Consider the following 16,030-nt stretch of genomic DNA (forward strand, 5'->3'; position numbering starts at 1 on the left):
GCGGGTGCCGCTTACCTGGCCTCGTCGTCCAGGAACGCCTGGAACGCGGTGTTGGCCGTGTCCGCGGCAGCCGCCGCGTCCTTACCGGTGATCGCGTCCACGAGCGGCTGGCCGACCACCTCCCTGGCCTCGGCGACCTTGATGACCTGCGGCCGGTCGTGGCCCACCCCGGTCTTGGTGCTGGCCTCGATCGCCGCCACCAGGTCCTCCGGGAACCCCGCGGTGCCCTCGGGGTCGGCCCAGACCGACGTACGGGCGCCCGGCACGCCCGACTTCTGCTGGGCGAGCGTCTGCTCCTTGCCGGTGGCCCACTCGATGAACTTCCAGGCGTTGGCCGTGTTCTCCGAGCCGGCGTTGATGCCCAGCGCCCACGACGGGATGTTGTACGGCTTCGACCCGGCCGGGCCGGCCGGGAACGGCGCGAAGCCGACCTGGTCCGCGACCTTGGACTTGGCCGGGTCGGTGGCGTTCTTGTAGAGCGAGTTCGCCTCGGTGTAGAAGGCGGCCTTGCCCTGGGTGAAGATGGCCATCGCCTCGGGCCAGCCCATGTCGGTGCTGACGTTCGCCGGGCCGGAGTCCTTGATCAGCGCCCCGTAGAAGGCGTACGCCTGCTTGGCCGCGTCGCTGTTGACCGCCGCCTTGCCGCCGCCGTCGACGAAGTCGCCGCCGAAGCTGTAGAGGAAGCTGGAGAACTGGGTGACCGCCGCCGACTTTCCGGTACGGGCGACGAAGCCCGCGACGTCCGGCTCGGCCGCCTTGATCTTGGCGGCGGCGGCCTTCAGCTCGTCGAGGGTCTTCGGCGGGGCGCTCAGCCCGGCCTTGTCGAGCAGGTCCTTGCGGTAGTAGAGGACCTCCTGCTCGGTGATGATCGGGATGCCGACCGGCTTGCCCTCGTACGTGGTGGCCTCCATCGGCCCGGCCTGGAAGTCGCCGAAGTTCCAGCCCGCGTTGGACTTCACCTGGGCCGACAGGTCGGCCAGGTACTTGTTCCTGGCGAAGAGCCTGCCCTCCTGCAGGGGGCGGTACATCATCACGTCGATGTCGGAGGAGCCGGCGTTCAGCTTGACGTTGTACTGGTCGGAGAGCTGGTCCTCGCCGAGCTGGGTGACCTCGACCTTGAGCCCGGTCTGCTTCTCGAACTCCGGCAGCGCCTTCTTGACGTTGTCGGTCCACACGTGGTTGGCCAGCGTGACCCGGATCGTCGTGGACCCGCCGCCGCCGTCGCCACCGCCGCAGGCCGACAGGCTCACGGCGGCAACCACGGCCAGAGAGATACCGAATGCCGATCGACGTCGCACGCCATCTCGCCTTTCTGTCACGGCCGCCGCCCTCCCGGAGAGCGCTTTTTGTAACGTCTGTTTAATGCCGGGATGCTAGGACAAAAAAGCGGACTTATTCAAGGGTTAACCGCCAACTGATATGCTTTATCGCGTGAAGCAGTCCTTCCCAGGGGGCGCACCCACCCAGCCCCCCGCTGCCGAGGCCGGGCTGCACGCACGCGTCCTCGACCACCTCGGCACCGCCATCTGCAGCGGCGACGTGGCCGCGGGTTCCGTCCAGAGCATCGACGACCTGGTCGACCGCTATCAGGTCTCCCGCTCGGTGATCCGCGAGGTGCTGCGGGTGCTCGCGTCCATGGGGCTCATCGAGACCCGGCGCCGGGTCGGGATCATGATCCAGCCCGCCGAGGCGTGGAGCGTCTTCGATCCGCAGGTGATCCGCTGGCGGCTGGCCTCGGACGGCCGGATGGCGCAGATGCGCTCGATCACCGAGCTGCGGACCGCGATCGAGCCGTACGCCGCCTGGCTGGCCGCGGAGCGGATCGACGACGACGAGGCGAGCGAGCTGGTGGGGCTCGCGGCCAAGATGTGGGCCGCCGGCAAGGCCGGTGACGAGGCGCGCTTCCTCACCCTGGACATCGACTTCCACCGGCGGCTGCTGGCCGCCTCCGGCAACGAGATGTTCGCGAAGCTGCAGCTGATCGTCGCCGAGGTGCTCGCCGGCCGGCACCACTACCACCTGATGCCGCACTATCCGGACGAGGAGGCGCTGCGGCTGCACACCGACGTGGCCCAGGCGATCCAGCGGCGCGACGGCGAGCGGGCCAGGCGGGCCATGGTGGGCATCATGGAGCAGGGGTTCGCCGAGATGAAGTCGCTCTGGGCACGCACCGCCGAGCCTGACGGCGCCTGACTTTCGGCCGTGGCCACTGCTGCTCCCAGGTCAGTACGACTGGAGCTCGATCAGGTTGGACTCCGGGTCACGCAGGTGTGCCGTACGCAGGCCGGGCGCCCACTCCGGGCGGTCCTGGGGCGGCGCCACCTCGACCGCCCCGTGCCGGACCAGGCAGCCGGCGGCCTCGTCCACGTCGTCCACCTTCATGACCAGCATCGCCGTGTCCCCGGCGGCACCCGGGTCCGGTGAGCCGGTGACCTGCGTGATGGCCTCGCGACCGTACAGGACGAGGGCCGCCTGGCCGTCGACGTCCCAGTTGGCGTACCCGTGCTCGGGCAGGACCTTGACCGGCTCGACGCCCAGCAGCTCGCGCAGCACGCCCTGGTAGAAGGCGACGGCGGAGGGGAAGTCGCGGACCAGCAGGCGGGGATAGAGGACGTCCATGGCGGCCACTCCTAATAGTTGGTGAATACCAATGATTGGTGTGTACCTACACTAGCGGACATGGATCTGCCGCCGTCACTGCTGGCCATCACGACGTTCACCCTGCACAAGGTCGCCGTCATCCACCGGCGCGCGGTCGCCGACCGGCTGTCGGCGGAGATGGGGTTCGGGCTGTGGCCCTTCGCGGTCCTGAGCGCCCTGGACGACTTCGGCCCCGCCACGCAGCGGCTGATCGGTGACAGGCTCGGCCTCGACCCGAGTGACATGGTCCGCCTCATGGACGATTTGATCGGCGCGCGGCTGGCCGAGCGCGAGCGGGACCCGGCCGACCGGCGGCGCTACCAGGTGACCCTGACCTCCGCTGGGCGGGCGGCCCTGGAGCGGGCGCGCCGCGTGATCGCCGACGTCGAGCGGGACACCCTCGCCCCGCTGACGGCGGACGAGCGCGAGCAGCTGCGCGGACTCGCACTCAAGCTCTTCACCCGCCAACCCGGCGGGGAGCGGCCGCGGTCATGACCGCGGGGCGCGGCGGTCCCGCCGGGCTTCCAGCTCCTCCGGGCCGACCACGGTCAACATCGGCTGCCCGGGCGCGCAGAACATCGTCACCACGAACGCCGACTCCTCGTCGTCGAGGTGGTTGCCGTCCTGGTAGTGGATCACGTCGCCACCGGGCTCCCAGAACGCCTCGCCCGCCCGCACGACCCGTACGGGCTCGCCTTCGAGCTCGAAGGCGATGGCCCCCTTGATCACGTAGCCGTACGCGGGCCCGGAGTGCCGGTGAGGCGGCGCGCCGGGGCTCTTCGGCGGCAACGTGACCAGGATCGTCATCGCCTCCGCGCCCTCCGGCGCCGGCGGCGCGCCCGGCACGGTGTGGACCACGTCGATCTGCGGCGGCGGCCCGCTCTTGTCGGGGTTGTCCAGGTGGTGAGCGTGCGCGTGATCGGTGCTCATCAGGTCTCCTTCGCGGGTGGTGGCCGGCTCGATCCGGCCGTCTACCAGCTCAGACAAGACAGCACCCCGAAGTGTGACAAGGACCTTCCGTGGGTGAGCGCAGGGCTACGGGGTGCCCGCCCGCGCGGCGCGGCGGCGCTCGGTGAGCCGGCGGGACTTGGCCGCGGTGCCGCAGTCGGCCATGCGGCACCAGCGGCGGGAGCCGTTGCGGCTCTGGTCGAGGAACAGCCACCCGCAGCCGCCCTCGGGGACGGGACAGCGGCGCACCCGGGTCAGGTCGGCCGTCCGCAGCACGTCGAGCGCGGTCTCGGCGATCCGGTCGGGTATGAGCATGGCCGGCACGGTGCCGTAGGTGAGCCTGATCCGGGGCGGGTCGCCCCTGTCGAGCACCAACGTCGCCCGGGCGGCCGCCCCGGACCACCGCTCGTGCAGCCTGACCAGCGCGGCCCCGGCCGCGATCGGGTCGCCCTCGCCGGGGCCATCCGGGTCGCCCGCCGAGGGCTGGATCGCCGCCAGCAGCACGAGGTGCAGCCCCTCCCGGAGGTCGCGTACGGCGGCCAGCCCCGCCTGCGCCGCCGCGGGATCCTCGCGCCACACCGCACCGGCCCGGTCGGCCTCCGCGTCGCTGATCAGGCCCGCCCTGACCGTCCAGCGCAGCAGCGCGGAGGCGTCGGTCAGATAGTCATGGGGCGGCTCGCCGTCGAGCGGTGCTCCGCGTTCGACCGTGTTGACCAGGTCGAGTGCGGGATGTCCGCCGACCAGAGGCAGCCGGCACACGTCGAGTGGCATGCCCACCAGGCTACTCCCTAAGGGGGTGACACAGGTTGCAGCATCACGCGACCCCGGTGGTCTCCAGCAGCGGCTCCCCGGCGGGCTTCGGCCGGTGGGCGAACCGGGGTTCGGCCAGTACGACGGCGAACGCCGCCAGGCTGAGCAGCGCCCCGACGAGCACCGTGCCGCGCGGGCCCGGGCCGGGCAGCAGCACGCTGCCGAGGAACGCGCCCACGGTGATGCCCACGTTGAACGCCGTGGAGGTAGCGGCACTGGCCATGACCGACTCGCCGGGCGCGTACACGAGCACCCGCGCGCCCAGGGCGGCGGTCAGCCCCGCGAGCGTGAAACCGGACAGGGAGATCGCGACGACGGTCGCGACCTGGGAGGCGCCGAACGCGTACTGGCCGGCGAGCGCGAGCGCCTGCAGGCCGACGAGCCCGGTCATGGTGAGCCAGCCGTGGCGGTCGATGAGGTAGCCGACCACGAACACGCCGGCCAGGCCCGCGATCCCGCGGACCAGCAGCAGAGGGCCGACCGACGACTCGGCGAAGCCGCTGACGCCGGTCAGGAACGGGCTGATGTAGGTCAACGCCGTGAACGCGCCGGTGACCGCCACCGCCGTGGTGGCCACGATCGACAGGTACCGGCCGCGGTCGGGGGCGCTGCCCCGCTCCGCCGCGCCCTGCCCGGGCGGCATGCCGGGCAGGGCGACCATGACGGTGACCAGCGCGAGCAGGCCCAGGCCGCTGAGCGCCAGGAACGCCGTCCGCCAGTCGGTCTGCTGGCCGAGCCACGTGCCGGCCGGGATGCCGGCCAGCGTCGCGGTGGAGGCGCCGGCGTACAGGATCGACACGGCCCGGCCGCGGGCCTCGGCCCGGAACAGGCCGGCGACGGCCGGTGTCACGACGGCCCAGAACACCGCCTGGCTCAGCGCGGTCACCATCCGGGCCGCCATGAGCAGCCAGTAGTCCCACGCCACCGCCGACAGGCAGGTCGCCACGACGAAGACGGCCAGCAGGAGGCACAGCAGCCGCCGCCGGGGGAGCCGGCGAGCCAGCCGCGTGAGCGGCAGCGTGGCCACCACGATGATCAGGCCGTACGCGGTGACCAGCAGCCCGACCGCCGACGCGCTGGTGCCGAGGTCCTTCGCGATCGAGGGGAGCAGGCCGATGGGCAGCGCCTCGGTCGTGACGTAGAGGAACACCGCCAGGGTCATGGCGATCAGAGCGACGATCGCCGACCTGCTTCCGAACCGTTCTCGCATGCTGCCTCCCGGACCGGGTCACCACCATCTTCGATTATGGAGGTAGCTCAAGCAGCGAACGCTCAGCATTCGATGAGCTTGAGCTGCCCCCTAAACCAATTTAGACGGTAGGGCGGTCGTCGTTCAAGACGCCGGGAAGGCGAGGTTCCGCCAGTTCGTCACCTCCTCGGCGGTCAGCGCCCGCGCGAGCACGGCGGCACGGTCCACGCCGCCGGTCAGCCGCTGCCCGCCGTTCTGGTCGGCTCCGAAGCGCAACGGGCGGGAGGCGCAGCCGGTGATGCCGTCCGCGCTGACCTGGGCCGTGGCCCTGCGCTCGCCCTCCACGTACGCGGTGACCGCGCCGGTCCGGTCCAGGGTGACCACCACGTCGATCCAGCGGCCGGTGGGCAGGGTGGTGTTCAGCCCGACGTTGGCCCCCGCGCCGATGAAGCGCAGCCTGTTGTCCGGGGTGATGTCGATGAGCACGCCGTCGGTGCCCGGGTCGCCGGACGGCTGCGAGTCGAACAGCCGCCGGTAGCCACTGCCGCCGATCATGACCTCGGTCGCGAACGTGGCCTCCCGCACCAGCCCGAGCGTGGTCGCGCCGGTCGTCAGGTACGTGTTCCCGTCCAGCCGCAGCCCGCTGCCGGTCGGCGCGGTGGCGTCGTAGACCGCCGCACCGCCGGTGACGGTGGCGTTGCGGCCGTGGCCGGAGGTGTCGGCGACCGTGCCGCCCTCCTTCGGGTCCCAGGCGACCAGGCGCGAGCCGGGTTGGGCCGGCGCGCAGGGCTCCAGGGCGAGCACGGCGGTGGCCGCGCCCTTCCAGGAGTCCCCGGCGACCGCCGCCGACAGCACCGCCCGCCGTGAGCCGTCCGCCGGTCCCGGGGTGACGGTGAAGACGGCGGTCCGCGTCTTGCCGGGGGTCGTGGCGGGCAGGTGGCGGGTGGCCGGTTCGACGGTCCAGCCCTGCGGGGCGGTGAGCGTCACGTCGCCCGCCGGCACCGCGCGGCGGCGGGTGGCGGTCACGGTGACCTCGGCCTGGAACGGGCTGCCCGGACTGGCCGTGTCGGGCGCCTTCAGGGCGACGGCGGCCTCGTTCTGGATGGTGTACGCCTTGCCGGCGCGGGCGTTCCAGCTCAGGGTGTCGCCGTCGCGGTGCGGGCCGACCTCGTGACCCTGCTCGTCGTAGACGCGGTAGCGGCCGGCGATGAACGACGACTTGACCTTGATCGGGCCGGTCTTGCCGGGACGCACGGTGACGGTGGCGGGGGCGCCGTCCTTCCAGGCGGCGTCCACGGTGACGTCACCGCGGGCACGCAGACCCGACACCGAGCCGTCACGCCAGGTGGACGGCAGCGCGGGCAGCACGTGCACCACGTCGTGCTGGCTCTGCAGCAGCATCTCGGCGACGCCGGAGGTGGCGCCGAAGTTGCCGTCGATCTGGAAGGGCGGGTGGGTGTCCCACAGGTTGTCCAGCGTGGAGCTCTTGAGCTGCTCGGCGAGCATCTGGTGGGCGTGGTCGCCGTCCAGCAGCCGCGCCCAGAAGTTGATCTTCCAGGCCTTGGACCAGCCGGTGCCGCCGTCGCCGCGGGCGTTCAGCGAGACCTTGGCCGCCGCGGCCTCCGGGCTACCAGGGGTGATCTGGTTGCCGGGGTGCAGGGCGTACAGGTGGGAGACGTGCCGGTGGGTGTCGTTCGGGTTGTCCCAGTCGGTCTTCCACTCCTGGAGCTGGCCCCAGGAGCCGATGCGCAGGCCCGGGTCGAGCTTGGCCAGGGCCGCGCTCACCTCGGCCTGGAAGTCCTGGTCCACCTTGAGCTTCTTCGCCGCGGCGAGGGCGTTGGTGAACACCTCGCGGACGATCTGCTGCGACATCGACGCGCCGGCGGAGAACTGACCGTTCTCGGGGGAGAAACTCGGCGAGACGACCAGCTTGCCGTCGCGCGGGTCGGTGTAGAGGAAGTCCAGCCAGAACTCGGCCGCGCCCTTGATCACCGGGTACGCGGTCTCCCGCAGGTAGCCGGTGTCGCCGGTGAAGCGGTAGCTGTCGTACAGGTGCTGGGTGGTCCAGGCGGCGGCCTCGGGGAACCAGAAGGAGGCGGCGTAGTCGTGCACGCCGGTGAAGCCGAAGGGGTTGGTCTCGTTGTTGACCACCCAGCCGCGGGCGCCGTACATGTCCTGCGCCGTCTTGCGGCCGGGCTCGACCATGGCCGAGATGTAGCGGTCGTACGGCTCGGTGGTCTCGTGCAGGTTCGTCTGCTCGGCGAGCCAGTAGTTCATCTGCAGGTTGATGTTGACGTGGTAGTCGGCCGACCACGGCGGGCTGGTGGAGTTGTTCCACACGCCCTGCAGGTTGGCGGGCAGGAGATCGTTCTCCCGCGAGGAGGCGATCAGCAGGTAGCGGCCGTAGGCGAAGAACAGCGCCTCCAGCGCCCTGTCGTCGGCGGAGGCGCCGCCGGTGTAGTTCCTGCGCAGCTGGTCGGTGGGGACGGCCGGGACGGATCCGCCGAGGTCGAGCCGCACCCGGTCGAACAGCTTGCGGTAGTCGGCCACGTGCGCCTCGCGCAGCGCGCCGTAGCCCTTGGAGGCGGCGGCGTCCACCGCGGCGGTGACCTTGGCGTGCGGGTCCTCACCCCGGTAGGCGGGGTAGGTGCCGGCGTAGTCGGTGCCGGCCGACAGCACGAACACGGCGCTGTCGGCACCGGTGACGGTGATCCTGTCGCCGGCGTCGGTACGGGTGCCGCCCTGGGCGATCACCTGGACCTGGGCCTCGAAGTTCATCCGGTTGCTGCTCAGCCGGCCGCGGATGGTGAGCCGGCCGCCGGCGGCGGTGACGGTCTTGTCGTTGCGCGGCGAAGTGTGCCGCAGCGTGAACGACACCTTGCCGCCCTGGTCGGCGGCGATCCTGCCGACGATGACGTTGCCGGGGTTGCTGGCGAAGTACTCGCGCGTGTACCGCACCCCGTCGGCGGTGTAGCCGACGCGCGCGACCGCCTCGCGCAGGCTCAGCTCGCGGCGGTAGTCGGCCGGCTGCTGGGGCGCGCCGGCGAAGTCGAGGAACAGCTCGCCGAACGTCTGGTACGCCCCGAAGCCCGTCTTGGGCTGGCCCAGCTTGGCGGCCACCTCGTTCGGCGACACCCGGCCTTCGCGGTCGATCCGCTCCTGCACCTCGGCGATGGCGCCCGGCCGCGGCGTCCGCCAGTTGCCGAAGTCGTAGCCGGAGACGCCGGGGCCGCCGGTCCACAACGTCTTCTCGTTGAACTGGAGCTGCTCCGACGCCACGCCGCCGAACACCTTCGCGCCCAGCGGGCCGTTGCCGATGGGCAGCGCCTGGGTCTCCCAGTCGGTGGCGGGCTTGTCGTACCAGAGGGTCAAATCATCGGGTGTGTGAGGGTTGTCGGCGGCTTCCGCGGCGGGGGCGGATAAACCGGTGGCGAGCATCAGTGCGGCGACCAAGGCCGAGCTGACGCGCCGCCGAAGAGGGTGGGGCACGGGTGTTCTCCGATCACATGGCAATCTTGACCTAGGAGATAGCACCGAAATGCCGCTTTAACAAGAGCTTACATCCGATGTATCCGGAACGACACGCGCGCCCGGGACGGCAGTCCCGCCCGTCGTGCGCGGTGGACCGAAGATCGGATGACTGTCGGCGGGGCCGCCCGCCCGCCTTTGTCGGCCAGGGGATCAGGGGGCGGCGAAGTCCTGCGTCCAGTAGAGCTCGCCCTGGGGGTTCTTCGCCGCGCCCACCCCGATGAGGGTGTAGGAGCAGTTCATGATGTTCTCCCGGTGGCCGTCGCTCTCCATCCAGGTCTGGACCACCGCCTTCGCCGACGGCTGGCCCATGGCGATGTTCTCGGCCCAGGCCGAGCCGGTGAAGCCGGCCGCGCGGATGCGGTCGGTCATGTCGCGGCCGTCCTGGGAGTCGTGATCGAAGTAGTCGTTCTTCGCCATGTCGGCCGAGTGCCCGTGCGCCGCCGTGCGCAGCCGCGCGTCGTGCTTGAGCGGCCCGCAGCCGCCCTTGGCGCGCTCGGCGTTGGTCAGCCGGACGACCTCGTTCTCCAGGGCCGTGCCGACGGACGGGCCGGGCGCGTCCCCTTCGGGGGCCGGTGACTGCGCCGTGCGGGCCGGGTGCGGCGTGGCGGCGGGGGTGGGGGCCGGGGTGACGCAGGTCAGCCGTACGGCCTTGGACCTGGTGGTGCGGCCCCGGTAGTCGGTGGCGACCGCGTAGTAGGTGCCCGGCTCGCAGGGCAGTTTCAGGGCGACGCGGCCGCTCTTCGCGGCACCGCTCTTGATCACCGGATCGTCGCCGGGCACCGCCCGCTTGATCCGGATCCGCAGCAGCGCCGGATGCACGCAGCCCCGGCGGGCGGCCGAGGTCTGGATCCTGAGCGCGGAGACACCCGGCCGGGTCACGCTCACGCGGCACTCGTCCGACTCGGCCACCGGCTCCACGGTCGGCGTCCGGCTGGGTGTGGGGTCGGGCGCCGCGCCGTCGGCTGGTGTGGCCGGTGCGGTCGCCTCGGACGTCGCGGCGCCGCCCTGCGCCCCGCCGGGAGACGGGGCGCAGGCGGCGAGGCCGAGTACGGCGGCGAGGACCCCAAGGGGTCTACGCATGGGGATTCCTCCAGAGGCGGGAGACGTTCGTGGTCCCGCATTCTGTCGGCTCCGTTACCAATTTGTCACGAAAAATCGGACAATTCGCCTGTGATTTGCGTCAACCGTAGCGCCTTGTGAGGGCGCTGTGACACACGGAGACCCGGCTCCAGGGCTCCGAAGAGGCCCCGCGCCGGGCGTCAGCTGCCGTGACGGATCTCGAGATAGGTGCACGTCCTGTTCAGCAGGACATCCGTGCCCGGGTTGAAGCGCAGGCTCCAGCCGCCGAGGCACGCGATCGTCCCCGTGTAGTCCCCCGACGAGAGCCACTGCACGGGGAACGAGCCGATGTGGATGCCGCCGACCGTGCCGCCGAAGCACCGCGTCGGGCGGCTCGCCGAGGTCAGCCAGATCTGGCGCGGGATCTCGCTGGAGTTGCACCGCCGCTCGTTGATGAGCGGCCGGACGGGCTCCGACAGGCCCTGCGCCGAGGCGGGCGCCGCCTGCGCCGAGCCGGGCGCCGCCTGCGCCGCCTGTGCCGGGGTGCCGCACGCGAGCGTGGCCACGACCGCCATCGCCGCGGCCGGTACGGCCCACACCGCCTTCATGGCCGCTCGCCGGGGGGCAGTGGGGTGAAGCCTGGCGTCGTTCGTCATCTCTCACTCCTTCGTCGATGTCCCGGCAGGTGACAGCCCTCCCGGGACGTTGACGCCATTGGAGCAGCCGGCGGCTTCAGCTCCGCTTCACCACCGAATCACGGCCTGGCCCCTGTCATTTCCTTCTCAAGCGAGGTCGGCGCGCGGACCGCTAGGTCGGCGGGGTCAGCCGAGTGCGCCGATCTCACGTATCCCGGCCCCCAGGGCCGTCTGATAGATCCACAGGTCGGCGCTGTAGGCGAGCATCCTGTACCCGCGCTCGACCACCATGGCGGCCTCCGGCGCGCCGCTCGTCATGAACCCGGCCCATTTGCCGGCCGCCCGCGCCGCCTTGGCCACGCGGTCCAGCGCCGCCAAGAAGTCGGGGTGGTCGAACTGCCCCGGTATGCCCATGCTGTTGGTCAGGTCGAACTGGCCCACCCAGAGCACGTCAACGCCGTCGACGGCGGCGATCTCCTCCACCGACTCCAGCCCGGCGACGGTCTCGATCTGGGTGATGACCATGGTGTCGGCGTTCGTGGCGCGCATGTAGGCGACCTTGTCGCCGGTCGCGTAGTCGTCGTGGGCCACGCTGAAGACCGCGCCGCGCACGCCCTCGGGCGGGTATTTCGCCCACCGTACGATGTCGCGGGCCTGCTCGGCGGAGTCCACCATCGGGATCATGACACCGCGCGCGCCCGTGTCCAGCGCGCGGGAGATCTGGCTGTGCTCGGCCGTCGGCACCCTGATGTACGGCTCCACGCCCGCCGGCCGCGTCGTCGCCACGAGCCGGCCGAGCGTCTCCCACCCCCAGCCGGTGTGCTCGGCGTCGAAGATCGCGAACCGTGCCCCCGCTCCCGCCACCAGCCGGCCGATGCCATTGGTCGCGAACTCGAAGACGAACGTGCCGACGACGAGTTCCCCGTCGCGGAGCGCCTGCTTGATGGTCAACGCGGGACCTTCCTGGAGAGAGGACGTGGCTGGTCGAGCGCCGCCCGGCGATCCGACCCGCCGTCCAGGATGCCGCAGGTGCTGCCCGCCGTCATCGCCGGCATCGGGCGGGCCTGACGTGATTACCGGCCGCGAACGCTCCCGGGCTCATCGGTGAAGAAAGGACGATGGATTCGCGCAGAGAAAAGGCGGCCGATGACCCCCAGAGCGATGGCGAGAGCCTCGACATGACCCAGATGACGCAACACGACAGCGACGCCGCGCTCATCGAGAGCTCCTTACGGCGGCCGGACTGCTTCGCCGCGCTGTTCCACCGCCACCACGCGTCGATTCACGGCTACGTCGAACGCCGACTGTCGCGCCCGCTGGCCGACGACATCGCCGCCGAGACGTTCCTGATCGCGTTCGACCGGCGCGACGGCTACGACCTGTCCCGGCCGGACGCCCGGCCCTGGCTGTACGGGATCGCCTCGAACCTGATCTCCCGCCACCACCGGACCGAGATCCGGCAGTACCGGGCGCTGGCCAGGACAGAGGTGGAGGAGAACGGCGAGGACCACGCCGATCGGGTGGCGGACTCGCTCGACGCCCTGGCCACCCGCGGCCGGCTGGCGGCGGCGCTGGCCGAGTTGCCGGCCGCGGATCGGGACGTGCTGCTGCTGGTCGCCTGGGCCGAGCTGACCTCCGACGAGGCCGGCAGGGCGCTCGGCATCCCGGCGGGCACCGTCCGCTCGCGGCTGCACCGCGCCCGTACGAAGATCCGCGCCGTACTGGATCCGGCGCTCACCAGGAAGGAGCGTTGATCATGGGTGACTACTCGCAGGCCGATCTGGAGGCGCTCCGCCAGGCATGGCCCCAGCCCGCCCCGCCGTCCCCGGAGGCCCGCACCGCCGCCAGGGACGCGCTCCTCCGCCGGGCCGCGGCGGCGGCGCCTCAGCACGCCGGTCGCATCCGCCTGTCCGGCATCGGTGGGAGGACCCGCCTGTCCAAGGCGGGCCGGCGGGCCGCCACGATCGGCCTGCTCGCCGCGCTGATCTCGGCGGTCGCGCTGGTGGCCAACCCCGGGGGAGTGGAGGCGCCGCACTCGATCGTGCCCGGTATCGCGGTGCCGGTCGCCAACGCGCAGGCGCTGCTCGGCCGGGCGGCCGCCGCCGCGGGCAACCGCGCGTTCACCGCTCCCCGGCCTGACCAGTGGGTCTACATCGAGACGCGCCTGCAAGGCGTTCCGAAGGCCACCACGGACGAGGTGCAGACCCCGGACACGCCGCTGGAGACCAGGGTGGACCGGAGCTGGACCAGGGCCGACGGCAAGGAGATGGCCTACTTCGAGAACGGCGAACTGGTCCGCTCAGCGACCGGCGGCGCCATGCCCCCGCAGGACTACGCCACGGTGGCCTCTCTCCCCACGGATCCCGACGCGCTGCTGAGCTGGATGTACGCCAAGGTGATCGGCGGCCCGAACGGATCCGAGGAGGACCGGCACAATCAGGCCTACCGGCTGCTCGGCTCGATGCTCGCCCAGAACCTGGTGCCTCCGGCGCAGGAGGCCGCCGTATATGGAGCCATGGCCAAGATCCCCGGAGTGACGGTGAACACCGACGCGGTCGACGTCGACGGGCGCCCGGCGGTGGCGGTGGCCCGGGTCGAGAACGGCTGGGTGAGCCACGAGCTGCTGCTCGACCGCTCCACCTACACCTACCTGGGCGAGCGCGCGCTCGCCAGCGCCGACTACACCGCTCCTGAGCCGGGCGTCCGCAGGGAAGGAGACCAGAAGATCCTCTACCAGGGCCCCTCCTACACGATCAAGAAGGGAACGATCATGACTCTGGCCGTCCGCCTGGGTATCGGCATCACCGATCAACCTGGCGTAAAGCCCTGAGCATCGGTTGCCTACCGGGCCCGCAACTCCGCCAGGCGCCCCCGGAGCGCGGCCGCCAGCTCGCCCGCCGCGGTGAGCTGGCCCGGGGACAGCGCGTCCACGAACAGCTCGCGCACCGCCCGCAGGTGCGGGATGGACGCCCCTCGGAAGGCCTCGGCGCCTCCGGCGGTGAGGACGATCTCGGCTCCCCGGCTGTCGGTGGCGCACTCCTCGCGCCGGACCAGCCCGCGCTGTTCCATCCGCCCGAGATGGTGGGACAGGCGGCTGCGCTCCCAGCCGATCGTCGCGGCGAGCTCGGACGGGCGCAGCCGGTGCCCGTCCGCCTCGCTCAGCGCGAGCATCACGGCGTAGTCGCCCGGCGACAGGGACGACTCGCTCTGCAGACGCGAGGACAGCTCGGAACGGAGGGCTTCGGCGGTCTCGATGAAGTCCCTCCAGATCCGCAGTTCCTCGGTCGTCGGCAGCCGGCGCTTCCGCTGCGTCACGATGACCACCTCCAGGCCGGGTAATTGACACGTCAATCATCTGCGGAACATGATTGACGTGTCAATCATTTTCTCCACGTGGCGATGAGGCGATCACCCGCCACCGGAGCAGGAGAGTCGCGTGACCGATATCGCATCCGAGATCACATTCGGGCTGGACACGTTCGGCGACGTGCCGGAGAACGACGACGGAGTGCCCCTTTCCCATGCGGCGGCGATCCGCCAGGTCGTCGAGGAAGCGGTTCTGGCCGACGAGCTCGGCGTCGACGTGATCGCGCTGGGCGAGCACCACCGCCCCGAATACTCGATCTCCACCCCCGCGACCGTGCTCGCCGGCATCGCCACCCGAACCTCCCGCATCCGGCTGGCCTCGGGCGTGACGGTGCTGAGCTCGGACGACCCGGTCCGGGTGTTCCAGCGCTTCGCGACGGTGGACGCGCTCTCGAACGGCCGCGCCGAGGCGATCCTCGGCCGTGGCTCCTTCACGGAGTCGTTCCCCTTGTTCGGCTACGACCTCGCGGACTACGACGTACTGTTCGAGGAGAAGATCGAGCTGTTCGTCAAGCTGCTCGACGAGCGGCCCGTCACCTGGAACGGCACCGTACGCGCCGCGCTGGCCGACGCCGACGTCTTCCCCAAGACCGAGTCGGGACACCTGAGCACCTGGGTCGGCGTCGGCGGCTCGCCCCAGTCGGTCGTCCGCACCGCGCACTACGGCCTGCCGCTCATGCTCGCCATCATCGGCGGCGCCCCGGAGCGGTTCGCGCCCCACATCGACCTCTACCGCCGGGCCGCCGAGCAGTTCGGCACGACCGCGCATCCGGTCGGCATGCACTCGCCGGGTTTCGTCGCGGACACCGACGAGGAGGCCAGGGAGGTGTTCTGGCCGCGCTACCGGGTGATCCGCGACCGGATCGGGGCGCTGCGCGGCTGGCCGCCGATCCGCCGCGCGGAGTACGACGCCGAGATCGAGCGCGGCTCCCTGTACATCGGCTCGCCGGAGACGGTCGCGCGCAAGATCGCGCGTGCCGTTCGCAGCCTCGGTGTCGGACGTTTCGACCTCATCTACAGCTCGGGATCCCAGCCGGTCGGCGCCCGGCTGCGGGCCGTCGAACTCTACGGCGCCAAGGTGATCCCGATGGTGCGCGACATGCTCGCCGATCGCGCGCCGGCCGTGGAGCGGTCATGACGCCGGGCGAGGTCCGTACGATCGGCATCCTCGGTGCGGGCCTGGTCGCGGGGTCCGGCGAGCCGGCGCGGATCGCCCTCATCGTCGAGGTCGTCACGCCCGGCGCGACCGCGGTGAGCACGGCGGAGGCCGCGGCACGGTCGGACGTGGTCGTGCTGGCGCTGCCGCTCGGCAAGCACCGCAACCTCCCCGCCGACGCGCTGCGGGGCAAGCTCGTGATCGACGCGATGAACTACTGGTGGGAGGTCGACGGCGTCCGCGACGACCTCACCGATCCCCGTACGTCCTCCAGCGAGATCGTCCAGGAGTTCCTGGCCGGTGCCCGGGTCGTCAAGGCGTTCAACCACATGGGCTACCACGACCTCGAGGAGGGGCCCAGCCCCGCCGGCACGCCGGGCCGCCGGGCCGTCGCGATCGCCGGAGACGACGCGGACGACCTCGCCGTCGTCGGCTCGATCGTGGACGCGCTCGGATTCGATCCGGTGATCGCGGGCCCGCTCGCCGAGGGCGTGCGCATGGAGCCGGGCACGGAGCCGTTCGGGGCGAACGTCGACGCGCCGCGACTACGCGCCATGCTCGACCGCTTCGCCGAGTCCCAGCGAGGCCGCGCGGTGCTCCACGCCCGCGGCCTGACCACCCGCGACCCCTTGACCCCTTCCTCCTAGCCCGACACGCGACGCCCCTGAGCCGGCTCGCGACGCCCTTGGCCCACCC

General features: G+C 71.6%; 16 protein-coding genes. 6 read left to right on the plus strand and 10 right to left on the minus strand.

What is annotated here, in order from left to right; translation table 11 throughout:
- Window positions 1-11: 11 nt before the first annotated feature.
- Complete coding sequence (locus BLS95_RS52050; RefSeq protein ID WP_090947062.1) at window positions 12-1,262, minus strand: ABC transporter substrate-binding protein; 1,251 nt, start codon at window positions 1,260-1,262, stop codon at window positions 12-14.
- Between the two features lie 169 nt (window positions 1,263-1,431).
- On the opposite strand from BLS95_RS52050, the gene BLS95_RS52055 reads away from it, so the two are divergent.
- Window positions 1,432-2,193, plus strand: coding sequence for a FadR/GntR family transcriptional regulator (locus BLS95_RS52055; protein ID WP_245765803.1), 762 nt, complete (start codon window positions 1,432-1,434; stop codon window positions 2,191-2,193).
- Between the two features lie 30 nt (window positions 2,194-2,223).
- On the opposite strand, the gene BLS95_RS52060 is transcribed toward BLS95_RS52055, so the two are convergent.
- The gene (locus tag BLS95_RS52060; RefSeq protein ID WP_090947064.1) at window positions 2,224-2,619 is read right to left on the minus strand and encodes a VOC family protein; all 396 of its coding nucleotides are present in this window, start codon (window positions 2,617-2,619) and stop codon (window positions 2,224-2,226) included.
- A 60-nt stretch (window positions 2,620-2,679) separates the two neighbouring features.
- Between BLS95_RS52060 and BLS95_RS52065 the strand changes: the two genes are divergently transcribed.
- A complete protein-coding gene (locus tag BLS95_RS52065) occupies window positions 2,680-3,135 on the plus strand; it encodes a MarR family winged helix-turn-helix transcriptional regulator (RefSeq protein ID WP_090947065.1) in 456 nt (151 codons plus the stop codon).
- On the opposite strand, the gene BLS95_RS52070 is transcribed toward BLS95_RS52065, so the two are convergent.
- The 7 genes from BLS95_RS52070 to BLS95_RS52100 form a co-directional block, all read right to left on the minus strand.
- On the minus strand, window positions 3,130-3,627 hold the full coding sequence (locus tag BLS95_RS52070) for a cupin domain-containing protein (RefSeq protein ID WP_245765804.1): 498 nt from the start codon (window positions 3,625-3,627) through the stop codon (window positions 3,130-3,132). The two genes, BLS95_RS52065 and BLS95_RS52070, sit on opposite strands and share 6 nt — an antisense overlap.
- 48 nt (window positions 3,628-3,675) lie before the next feature.
- Window positions 3,676-4,359: a CGNR zinc finger domain-containing protein gene (locus BLS95_RS52075; RefSeq protein WP_143044288.1), complete on the minus strand. Its 684-nt coding sequence runs from the start codon at window positions 4,357-4,359 to the stop codon at window positions 3,676-3,678.
- A 43-nt stretch (window positions 4,360-4,402) separates the two neighbouring features.
- The gene (locus tag BLS95_RS52080; protein WP_090947067.1) at window positions 4,403-5,608 is read right to left on the minus strand and encodes an MFS transporter; all 1,206 of its coding nucleotides are present in this window, start codon (window positions 5,606-5,608) and stop codon (window positions 4,403-4,405) included.
- A gap of 123 nt (window positions 5,609-5,731) precedes the next feature.
- The gene (locus BLS95_RS52085; protein ID WP_245765805.1) at window positions 5,732-9,076 is read right to left on the minus strand and encodes a glycosyl hydrolase family 95 catalytic domain-containing protein; all 3,345 of its coding nucleotides are present in this window, start codon (window positions 9,074-9,076) and stop codon (window positions 5,732-5,734) included.
- A gap of 192 nt (window positions 9,077-9,268) precedes the next feature.
- The gene (locus tag BLS95_RS52090) at window positions 9,269-10,198 is read right to left on the minus strand and encodes a CAP domain-containing protein (RefSeq protein WP_090947068.1); all 930 of its coding nucleotides are present in this window, start codon (window positions 10,196-10,198) and stop codon (window positions 9,269-9,271) included.
- Between the two features lie 179 nt (window positions 10,199-10,377).
- Window positions 10,378-10,833 (minus strand): hypothetical protein, encoded by a 456-nt coding sequence (locus BLS95_RS52095; protein ID WP_143044289.1) that lies wholly within the window; start codon window positions 10,831-10,833, stop codon window positions 10,378-10,380.
- Window positions 10,834-10,998: 165 nt separating this feature from the next.
- The gene (locus BLS95_RS52100; RefSeq protein ID WP_090947070.1) at window positions 10,999-11,763 is read right to left on the minus strand and encodes an HpcH/HpaI aldolase family protein; all 765 of its coding nucleotides are present in this window, start codon (window positions 11,761-11,763) and stop codon (window positions 10,999-11,001) included.
- Window positions 11,764-11,930: 167 nt separating this feature from the next.
- Here BLS95_RS52100 and BLS95_RS52105 point away from each other — a divergent pair, with 167 nt between their 5' ends.
- Window positions 11,931-12,566 carry an RNA polymerase sigma factor gene (locus BLS95_RS52105; RefSeq protein ID WP_245765806.1) on the plus strand — a complete coding sequence of 212 codons (636 nt, stop codon included), beginning with the start codon at window positions 11,931-11,933 and terminating at the stop codon, window positions 12,564-12,566.
- A gap of 2 nt (window positions 12,567-12,568) precedes the next feature.
- Entirely contained in the window at window positions 12,569-13,642 is a 1,074-nt protein-coding gene (locus BLS95_RS52110) for a CU044_5270 family protein (protein WP_090947072.1), read from the plus strand.
- A gap of 11 nt (window positions 13,643-13,653) precedes the next feature.
- Here BLS95_RS52110 and BLS95_RS52115 read toward each other — a convergent pair whose 3' ends face one another.
- Window positions 13,654-14,127, minus strand: coding sequence for a MarR family winged helix-turn-helix transcriptional regulator (locus tag BLS95_RS52115; protein WP_218136436.1), 474 nt, complete (start codon window positions 14,125-14,127; stop codon window positions 13,654-13,656).
- Between the two features lie 121 nt (window positions 14,128-14,248).
- Here BLS95_RS52115 and BLS95_RS52120 point away from each other — a divergent pair, with 121 nt between their 5' ends.
- Together BLS95_RS52120 and BLS95_RS52125 are read left to right on the plus strand one after the other, a co-directional pair.
- Window positions 14,249-15,316, plus strand: a complete 1,068-nt coding sequence (locus tag BLS95_RS52120) for an LLM class flavin-dependent oxidoreductase (protein ID WP_218136437.1) — start codon at window positions 14,249-14,251, stop codon at window positions 15,314-15,316.
- Window positions 15,313-15,981 carry an NADPH-dependent F420 reductase gene (locus BLS95_RS52125; protein WP_090947074.1) on the plus strand — a complete coding sequence of 223 codons (669 nt, stop codon included), beginning with the start codon at window positions 15,313-15,315 and terminating at the stop codon, window positions 15,979-15,981. Before BLS95_RS52120 ends, BLS95_RS52125 begins: the two co-directional genes overlap by 4 nt.
- The last annotated feature ends 49 nt before the right edge of the window (window positions 15,982-16,030 follow it).

Source organism: Nonomuraea jiangxiensis (assembly GCF_900099965.1).
GTDB lineage: Bacteria > Actinomycetota > Actinomycetes > Streptosporangiales > Streptosporangiaceae > Nonomuraea > Nonomuraea jiangxiensis.

Coding starts and splice junctions, on each gene's coding strand:
- BLS95_RS52110 (WP_090947072.1), top strand. CDS start 12,569: ATGGGTGACTACTCGCAGGCCGATCTGGAGGCGCTCCGCCAGGCATGG.
- BLS95_RS52125 (WP_090947074.1), top strand. CDS start 15,313: ATGACGCCGGGCGAGGTCCGTACGATCGGCATCCTCGGTGCGGGCCTG.
- BLS95_RS52060 (WP_090947064.1), bottom strand. CDS start 2,619: ATGGACGTCCTCTATCCCCGCCTGCTGGTCCGCGACTTCCCCTCCGCC.
- BLS95_RS52065 (WP_090947065.1), top strand. CDS start 2,680: ATGGATCTGCCGCCGTCACTGCTGGCCATCACGACGTTCACCCTGCAC.
- BLS95_RS52090 (WP_090947068.1), bottom strand. CDS start 10,198: ATGCGTAGACCCCTTGGGGTCCTCGCCGCCGTACTCGGCCTCGCCGCC.
- BLS95_RS52095 (WP_143044289.1), bottom strand. CDS start 10,833: ATGACGAACGACGCCAGGCTTCACCCCACTGCCCCCCGGCGAGCGGCC.
- BLS95_RS52080 (WP_090947067.1), bottom strand. CDS start 5,608: ATGCGAGAACGGTTCGGAAGCAGGTCGGCGATCGTCGCTCTGATCGCC.
- BLS95_RS52075 (WP_143044288.1), bottom strand. CDS start 4,359: ATGCCACTCGACGTGTGCCGGCTGCCTCTGGTCGGCGGACATCCCGCA.
- BLS95_RS52105 (WP_245765806.1), top strand. CDS start 11,931: ATGGATTCGCGCAGAGAAAAGGCGGCCGATGACCCCCAGAGCGATGGC.